The organism is Morganella morganii (assembly GCF_041099235.1).
GTDB classification, from domain to species: domain Bacteria; phylum Pseudomonadota; class Gammaproteobacteria; order Enterobacterales; family Enterobacteriaceae; genus Morganella; species Morganella morganii_E.
The window spans coordinates 258,228-265,842 of record NZ_JBFZSO010000006.1; the positions used below are offsets into that span (position 1 = coordinate 258,228).

At 49.7% G+C, this 7,615-nt stretch carries 11 protein-coding genes; 10 read left to right on the top strand and 1 reads right to left on the bottom strand.

What is annotated here, in order from left to right:
* The first annotated feature begins 58 nt into the window (after window positions 1-58).
* Window positions 59-688, top strand: a complete 630-nt coding sequence (slyD, locus tag AB7038_RS12410) for a peptidylprolyl isomerase (RefSeq protein WP_004236504.1) — start codon at window positions 59-61, stop codon at window positions 686-688.
* A 70-nt stretch (window positions 689-758) separates the two neighbouring features.
* On the opposite strand, the gene AB7038_RS12415 is transcribed toward slyD, so the two are convergent.
* Window positions 759-977 carry a SlyX family protein gene (locus tag AB7038_RS12415; RefSeq protein WP_004240722.1) on the bottom strand — a complete coding sequence of 73 codons (219 nt, stop codon included), beginning with the start codon at window positions 975-977 and terminating at the stop codon, window positions 759-761.
* Between the two features lie 243 nt (window positions 978-1,220).
* On the opposite strand from AB7038_RS12415, the gene fkpA reads away from it, so the two are divergent.
* The 9 genes from fkpA to AB7038_RS12460 all read left to right on the top strand — a co-directional run.
* Window positions 1,221-1,979, top strand: a complete 759-nt coding sequence (gene fkpA / locus AB7038_RS12420) for an FKBP-type peptidyl-prolyl cis-trans isomerase (protein WP_175547168.1) — start codon at window positions 1,221-1,223, stop codon at window positions 1,977-1,979.
* Between the two features lie 341 nt (window positions 1,980-2,320).
* Window positions 2,321-3,022 (top strand): helix-turn-helix transcriptional regulator, encoded by a 702-nt coding sequence (locus AB7038_RS12425; protein WP_004236501.1) that lies wholly within the window; start codon window positions 2,321-2,323, stop codon window positions 3,020-3,022.
* Between the two features lie 14 nt (window positions 3,023-3,036).
* Window positions 3,037-3,432 (top strand): sulfurtransferase complex subunit TusD, encoded by a 396-nt coding sequence (tusD, locus tag AB7038_RS12430; protein WP_072871372.1) that lies wholly within the window; start codon window positions 3,037-3,039, stop codon window positions 3,430-3,432.
* A gap of 9 nt (window positions 3,433-3,441) precedes the next feature.
* Window positions 3,442-3,801: a sulfurtransferase complex subunit TusC gene (gene tusC, locus AB7038_RS12435; protein WP_368889468.1), complete on the top strand. Its 360-nt coding sequence runs from the start codon at window positions 3,442-3,444 to the stop codon at window positions 3,799-3,801.
* Window positions 3,802-3,820: 19 nt separating this feature from the next.
* Complete coding sequence (tusB, locus tag AB7038_RS12440; RefSeq protein ID WP_024473585.1) at window positions 3,821-4,111, top strand: sulfurtransferase complex subunit TusB; 291 nt, start codon at window positions 3,821-3,823, stop codon at window positions 4,109-4,111.
* A gap of 132 nt (window positions 4,112-4,243) precedes the next feature.
* A complete protein-coding gene (rpsL, locus tag AB7038_RS12445) occupies window positions 4,244-4,618 on the top strand; it encodes a 30S ribosomal protein S12 (protein WP_004236497.1) in 375 nt (124 codons plus the stop codon).
* 96 nt (window positions 4,619-4,714) lie between these two features.
* Complete coding sequence (rpsG, locus tag AB7038_RS12450) at window positions 4,715-5,185, top strand: 30S ribosomal protein S7 (RefSeq protein WP_004240719.1); 471 nt, start codon at window positions 4,715-4,717, stop codon at window positions 5,183-5,185.
* Window positions 5,186-5,265: 80 nt separating this feature from the next.
* A complete protein-coding gene (gene fusA / locus AB7038_RS12455) occupies window positions 5,266-7,392 on the top strand; it encodes an elongation factor G (RefSeq protein ID WP_369453414.1) in 2,127 nt (708 codons plus the stop codon).
* A gap of 77 nt (window positions 7,393-7,469) precedes the next feature.
* The coding region (locus AB7038_RS12460) for a GTP-binding protein (protein WP_233948184.1) at window positions 7,470-7,615 on the top strand (146 nt) is incomplete at its 3' end.

Genomic DNA, 7,615 nt, shown 5'->3' on the forward strand with positions numbered 1-7,615 from the left:
CCGTTACAATCGGCGCGTTAATTAAAATCTTATCCCCCGCGGATGTGTAGGAGATACCATGAAAGTAGCAAAAGACCTGGTAGTGAGCCTGGCTTATCAGGTAAGAACAGAAGACGGTGTATTAGTTGATGAGTCTCCGGCAAGTGCTCCGTTAGACTATCTGCACGGTCGCGGCGCGCTGATCAGCGGGCTGGAAAGTGCACTGGACGGCCGTGTTGCCGGTGATGTGTTCGACGTTGATGTCGGCGCAAACGACGCCTACGGTCAGTATGACGAAAACCTGGTTCAGCGCGTACCGAAAGACGTTTTCGTCGGTGTTGATGAGCTGGAAGTCGGCATGCGTTTCCTGGCAGACACCGATATGGGTCCTGTGCCGGTTGAAATCACCGGTATCGAAGGTGACGAAGTGATCGTTGACGGCAACCATATGCTGGCCGGTCAGAACCTGAAATTCCACGTCGAAGTTATCGGTGTGCGTGAAGCAACAGCAGAAGAGCTGGAGCATGGTCACGTTCACGGTGAAGAAGGCGGCTGCTGCGGTGGTCACGACCACGGCGAAGAAGGCGGTTGCTGCGGCGGCGGTCATGGTCACGATCACGACCATGGTCACGAACACGGTGAAGGCGGCTGCTGCGGCGGTGGCGGTCACGGTAAAGGCCACGGTAACGGCGGTTGCGGTTGTCACTGATAACCCGCGTCTGAACCGGACAAAAAAGCGCATTCCTGACGGATGCGCTTTTTTTTATGCCTGCGGTTTATCAGTAGTGCGGCGGCGGCACTTCTTCAGACAGCGGTGCCACATTTGAGCCCGGGGTGGCTTTCAGGCGTTCGGTCAGCAGGCGGAGCCTTTCATTCAGCCGGGTGATATCCATCTGCTGTTGTGTTACCACCTGATTGAGTTCCTCAATGGTCAGATCCTGAAAAGCGGTTTTGCTTTCCAGTTGTTCGAGGCGTTGTTCAAGTTCCAAAAGGTCCATCGTTTTCTCCTGTCTGAGACGGTGATTCCTGTGTAAAAGTATGTAATATTCCTGTGAAATACACTTAGTGTGAGAGGATATCTTTTATTGGGGGGTTACTATGAAACCTCTTTTTGCTAAGGTTGTCTCAGCATCACAAAACCGTGACATTATGATGTCGCCCGGTGACGGCTGCAAGGACTCTCTGACGTGATCTGTTGTGCGGTACGTCCTGTAACTGTTGCAAAATTTATGGAGAAAAGGATGAAATCACTGTTTAAAGCGACTGTTGTCGCAACCTCGCTGGCAATGACATTAGGTATGTCACAGGCTTATGCGGATACCGCGCCGAAAAAAGAAGAAGTGAAACTGAACAGCGCATTTAAAACCGCAAGTCAGCAGAATGCTTATGCGCTGGGTGCGTCACTGGGCCGTTACATGGAAAATGCCCTGAATGAGCAGAAATCCATTGGTCTGGATCTGGATCGCGATCAGATGATGGCGGGTGTTCAGGATGCGTTCAATAACAAAAGCAAACTGAGTGATGAAGAGATCAACCAGACGCTGCGCGGCTTTGAAGAGCAGGTGAAAGGTGCAGCTCAGGAAAAAATGGCACGCGAAGCCACTGAGAACAAAGCAGCAGGTGATAAATACCGTGCAGCATTCGCCAAAGAAAAAGGCGTGGAAAAAACCAGGAGCGGTGTGCTCTACAAATCTGAGAAAGACGGTAACGGCGCATCTCCGAAAGACACTGACACCGTTGTTGTTCATTATAAAGGTGCATTAATCGACGGCACTCAGTTTGACAGCTCTTACGACCGTAACGAGCCGCTGACTATCCGTCTGGACAGCGTAATCAAAGGCTGGACCGAAGGTCTGAAGCAGATGAAGAAAGGCGGTAAAGCCAAACTGGTCATCCCGCCGGAAGCCGCTTACGGCACCGACGGTGTTCCGGGGATCCCTGCCAACTCCACCCTGGTCTTTGACGTCGAGTTACTGGATATCAAACCTGCGGCCAAATAAGCCCTGCTGATACCGGAAACTGACAAAAACCCGCGCCCTGTTGTGCGGGTTTTTGTTTCCGCCACGATCAGGATTATGAAAAATTTGCAAAACATCCGTGTTTTTTTGTATTTTTTACCAGAATTTGATCACCTCAGGCGCAAAACGGCCTGTTTTTCGCTATAACTTAACCTGCGGGTACCTGCACAGAACCGGAAGCCCGTCATTTGCTGCTTTCCTGCACCCGGGAAATCCGGGTATATAATTGATAGATGATGACAGGGTAATCCTCCTCCTGCAGTGAAAGATTACAGATGAGTAAAACCAACGACGTTCACACGTTACAAAGAGTGGTGTATTAAATGTCTAACCCAGTATTATTTAATGACAATGATTCGGATTACATTGTAAATCATCCGTTTACTGAAACGGATTATGAGATCCTGAAATCCTATGAGGCGGCTGTTGATGGCCTGGCGCTGCTCATCGGTGAGCACTGTGAAATCGTTCTCCACTCACTGGAAGACCTGAAGCGCTCAGCGGTGAAGATCGCAAACGGTCACCATACCGGCCGTAAAGTCGGTTCCCCGATCACCGACCTCGCGCTGCGCATGCTGCACGATATTACAGATGAAGACTGCAGCACCTCGAAAGCCTATTTCACCCGGGCGAAAACCGGGGCACTGATGAAATCGCTGACAATTGCTATCCGCAATAAATCACGCCGTATCATCGGGCTGCTGTGTATTAATATGAACCTGGATGTGCCGTTCTCCCAGATAGTTCAGACGTTTATCCCGAAAGAGCTGGCAGAAGAGACCTCCAATGTGAACTTCGCCTCTTCCGTTGAAGACCTGGTGGCACAGACACTGGAACAGACGATTGAAGAAGTGAATGCCGACCGCAATGTGGCAAACAACGCGAAGAACAAACAGGTGGTACTGAACCTGTATGAGAAAGGGATATTTGATATCAAAGATGCCATCAACCTTGTGGCGGTGCGTCTGAATATCTCCAAACACACGGTTTATCTCTACATCCGCCAGTTTAAAAACGGCGAGTAAGGCAGCGCGGAGCAATGACACCGTTATCTTACTGCCTGTTGGTTACCGGCCCGGCCTACGGCACACAGCGTGCCGGCAGTGCGTTGCTGTTTGCACAGCATGTGATTGCGGCCGGACACCGGATTCAGTGTGTGTTTTTTTACCGCGAAGGGGTCAGCAATGCCAATGTGCTGACATCACCGGCCGGGGATGAAACCGACATGGTGCGTCAGTGGCAGCAGCTTGCCTGCGATAACGGAATTCAGCTGGCAGTCTGTGTGGCAGCGGCGCTGCGCCGCGGTGTCACCGATGCCGCACAGGCGGCGTCGCTGAAACTGGCGGCGGCCAATCTGGCGGACGGTTTTTCCCTCAGCGGTCTGGGGACTCTGGCGGAAGCTATGATGACCTGTGATCGTGTTATCCAGTTTTAGGGAGATCCGGTGAAACGTATCGCATTTGTTTTCAGAAGCGCGCCTCACGGAAGCAGCGGCGGCCGGGAAGGGCTGGATGCACTGCTGGCAACCAGTAATTATACGGAAGAAGTTGCCGCCTTTTTTGTGTCTGACGGGGTGTTACAGTTATTACCGGAACAGACGCCGGCAAAAATTCTCGCCCGTGATTATATCTCCACCTTCAAAGTCCTGCCGCTGTACGATATTGACGAGTGCTACTGCTGTGCGGAAGATATGGCCGCGCGCGGGTTATCTCCGGAAACGCCGTATATCCTGCCGGTCACCTGTCTGAGTGCGGCGGAACTGGCCCGGAAACTGGCGGCATTTGACGCCGTGGTGTCATTTTGATCTACTTACGGTGAGCAAGATGCTATATACTGTCAGCCAATCGCCATTTCGTACTGATATCCAATCATTACTGAATCTGTTATCCCCTGAGGATGACATCCTTTTTACCGAAGATGGCGTAATCGCAGCAACGGAAGGTAACCCGTTGTTGCAGGCGCTTATTCAGTCGGGTCATATTCCCTGTGTGTTGCGGGAGGATGCCGAAGCACGCGGTTTATTACCGTTCCTTTCGGGCAAAGTGAGAATCACAGACTATACTGGTTTTGTGGAGCTCACGGTCACACACACGCAACATTTTGCGTGGGAATAGCAAATATCATTGTATATTTCTTGACACCCTGTTGCGTCAGCAATAAAATTTCGCGTCCTCGTGTTTTGTCTTTGACAGATACGAGGCACAAATCCGTGTTTACGAAGCAAAAAACCAGGAGCTTTTTTTATAATGGCAACGATTAATCAGCTGGTTCGCAAATCCCGTAGCTCGAAAGTTGTGAAAAGCAACGTTCCTGCACTGGAAGCATGCCCGCAAAAACGTGGCGTATGTACTCGTGTATATACCACCACACCTAAAAAACCTAACTCAGCACTGCGTAAAGTATGCCGTGTACGTTTAACCAACGGTTTTGAAGTTTCTTCATACATCGGTGGTGAAGGTCATAACCTGCAGGAACACAGCGTGATCCTGATCCGCGGTGGTCGTGTTAAAGACTTACCGGGTGTTCGCTACCACACTGTTCGCGGCGCACTGGACTGTTCCGGTGTTAAAGACCGTAAACAAGCTCGTTCTAAGTACGGTGTGAAGAAGCCAAAAGCTTAATGGTTCTCCGTTAAGTAAGGCCAAACATTTATCGCATTAATGTCAAATAAACTCATTGAGTTTTGGACAACCCTGAATTAACAACGGAGTATTTCCATGCCACGTCGTCGTGTAATTGGTCAACGTAAAATTCTGCCAGATCCTAAGTTCGGATCAGAGCTGCTGGCCAAATTTGTAAATATCCTGATGGTAGACGGTAAAAAATCTACTGCAGAATCAATCGTATATACCGCGCTTGAGACCCTGGCTCAGCGTTCAGGTAAAGAGCACCTGGAAGCATTCGAAATCGCACTGGATAACGTGCGTCCGACTGTCGAAGTTAAGTCCCGCCGTGTTGGTGGTTCTACTTACCAGGTACCGGTTGAAGTTCGTCCGGTCCGCCGTAATGCATTAGCAATGCGCTGGATCGTTGAAGCTGCCCGTAAACGCGGTGATAAGTCCATGGCTCTGCGCCTGGCAAATGAATTATCCGATGCAGCTGAAAACAAAGGCACTGCCGTTAAGAAACGTGAAGACGTTCACCGTATGGCAGAAGCTAACAAGGCGTTCGCACACTACCGTTGGTAATCAAACCGTAGTGAATTGTGTATAGGGTAGCCGTAAGGCTGCCCGACCAAATTAAACGAACGTCCAAGAGAGAGGAAAAAATGGCTCGTCAAACACCCATTTCACGTTACCGTAATATCGGTATCAGTGCACATATCGACGCCGGTAAAACCACCACAACAGAACGTATTCTGTTCTACACAGGTGTGAACCATAAAATTGGTGAGACCCACGAAGGTTCAGCAACGATGGACTGGATGGAGCAGGAACAAGAGCGTGGTATTACTATCACCTCCGCAGCAACCACTGCGTTCTGGTCTGGTATGGGTAAACAATTTGAACCACACCGCATCAACATCATCGACACCCCGGGGCACGTTGACTTCACAATCGAAGTAGAACGTTCTATGCGTGTTCTTGATGGTGCTGTCATGGTTTACTGTGCCGTTGGTGGTGTTCAGCCACAGTCTGAAACCGTATGGCGTCAGGCTAACAAATATCATGTACCACGTATCGCGTTCGTTAACAAAATGGACCGTATGGGTGCAAACTTCCTGAAAGTTGTTGACCAGATTAAAACCCGTCTGGCTGCAACTCCGGTTCCTCTTCAGTTAGCTATCGGCGCTGAAGAGTCATTCACCGGTGTTGTTGACCTGGTCAAAATGAAAGCGATTCAGTGGAGTGAAGAAGACCAGGGCGTTTCCTTCGTCTACGAAGATATCCCGGCAAACATGCAGGAATTAGCTGCTGAATGGCACCAGAATCTGGTTGAAGCCGCAGCAGAAGCCTCTGAAGAGCTGATGGAAAAATATCTCGGCGGTGAAGAACTGACTGAAGCTGAAATCAAATCAGCATTACGTCAGCGCGTACTGGCGAACGAAATTATCCTGGTAACCTGTGGTTCTGCATTTAAGAACAAAGGTGTTCAGGCGATGCTGGATGCGGTTGTTGAGTACCTGCCATCTCCGACAGAAGTTCCTGCAATTAAAGGTATTCTGGACGACGGTAAAGATACTCCGGCTGAGCGTCACTCTTCTGACGAAGAGCCGTTTGCATCTCTGGCATTTAAAATTGCAACCGACCCGTTCGTGGGTAACCTGACGTTCTTCCGCGTGTACTCCGGTGTTGTTAACTCCGGTGATACCGTACTGAACCCGGTTAAATCCAAGAAAGAACGTTTCGGCCGTATCGTTCAGATGCACGCTAACAAACGTGAAGAGATTAAAGAAGTTCGCGCTGGTGACATCGCGGCTGCTATCGGTCTGAAAGACGTCACTACAGGTGATACTCTGTGTGCGATTGATGCACCAATCATCCTGGAGCGTATGGAATTCCCTGAGCCGGTAATCTCCGTTGCAATCGAGCCGAAAACCAAAGCTGACCAGGAAAAAATGGGTATCGCACTGGGCCGTCTGGCACAGGAAGATCCATCATTCCGCGTATCAAGTGATGAAGAGACTAACCAGACTATCATCGCCGGTATGGGTGAATTACACCTGGACGTTCTGGTCGACCGTATGCGTCGTGAGTTCAAAGTTGAAGCGAACGTGGGTAAACCACAGGTTGCTTACCGCGAAGCAATCACTATGAAAGTGACTGATATCGAAGGTAAACACGCTAAACAGTCCGGTGGTCGTGGTCAGTACGGTCATGTTGTTATCGACATGTACCCGCTGAACAAGAAAGATGCCGAAGGCGTCAACATGGAATACGAATTTGTCAACGAAATCAAAGGTGGTGTGATTCCTGGTGAATACATCCCTGCGGTTGATAAAGGTATCCAGGAGCAGCTGAAATCTGGTCCGTTAGCAGGCTACCCTGTTGTTAACATGGGTGTTCGTCTGCACTTCGGTTCATACCATGATGTTGACTCCTCTGAACTGGCGTTTAAACTGGCAGCATCTCTGGCGTTTAAAGACGGCTTCAAAAAAGCGAAACCAGTTCTGCTGGAACCAATCATGAAAGTTGAGGTGGAAACACCGGAAGACTACATGGGTGACGTCATTGGTGACCTGAACCGTCGTCGCGGTATGATCGAAGGTATGGATGACATGCCTACCGGTAAAATCGTCCGTGCGCAAGTGCCACTGTCTGAAATGTTTGGTTATGCAACTGACCTGCGTTCACAGACCCAGGGCCGTGCTTCTTACTCCATGGAATTCCTGAAGTATAATGAAGCGCCAAACAACGTAGCTCAGGCTGTTATTGAAGCTCGTAATGCAAAATAATCGGTAATTTACCGGTTTAACTCGTTAATTTCAGTCCCTTCTCACAGTGAAGAAGGGACTCCATAAGGAATAGAGTCGTGTCTAAAGAAAAATTTGAACGTACGAAACCGCACGTTAACGTTGGTACTATCGGCCACGTTGACCACGGTAAAACTACCCTGACTGCTGCAATCACTACCGTTCTGGCAAAAACCTACGGCGGTAACGCTCGTGCATTCGACCA

Bases quoted from the DNA above. Each gene is read 5' to 3' on its own strand.
- slyD (WP_004236504.1), top strand. From the start codon at position 59: ATGAAAGTAGCAAAAGACCTGGTAGTGAGCCTGGCTTATCAGGTAAGA.
- AB7038_RS12415 (WP_004240722.1), bottom strand. From the start codon at position 977: ATGGACCTTTTGGAACTTGAACAACGCCTCGAACAACTGGAAAGCAAA.
- fkpA (WP_175547168.1), top strand. From the start codon at position 1,221: ATGAAATCACTGTTTAAAGCGACTGTTGTCGCAACCTCGCTGGCAATG.
- AB7038_RS12425 (WP_004236501.1), top strand. From the start codon at position 2,321: ATGTCTAACCCAGTATTATTTAATGACAATGATTCGGATTACATTGTA.
- tusD (WP_072871372.1), top strand. From the start codon at position 3,037: ATGACACCGTTATCTTACTGCCTGTTGGTTACCGGCCCGGCCTACGGC.
- tusB (WP_024473585.1), top strand. From the start codon at position 3,821: ATGCTATATACTGTCAGCCAATCGCCATTTCGTACTGATATCCAATCA.
- rpsL (WP_004236497.1), top strand. From the start codon at position 4,244: ATGGCAACGATTAATCAGCTGGTTCGCAAATCCCGTAGCTCGAAAGTT.
- rpsG (WP_004240719.1), top strand. From the start codon at position 4,715: ATGCCACGTCGTCGTGTAATTGGTCAACGTAAAATTCTGCCAGATCCT.
- fusA (WP_369453414.1), top strand. From the start codon at position 5,266: ATGGCTCGTCAAACACCCATTTCACGTTACCGTAATATCGGTATCAGT.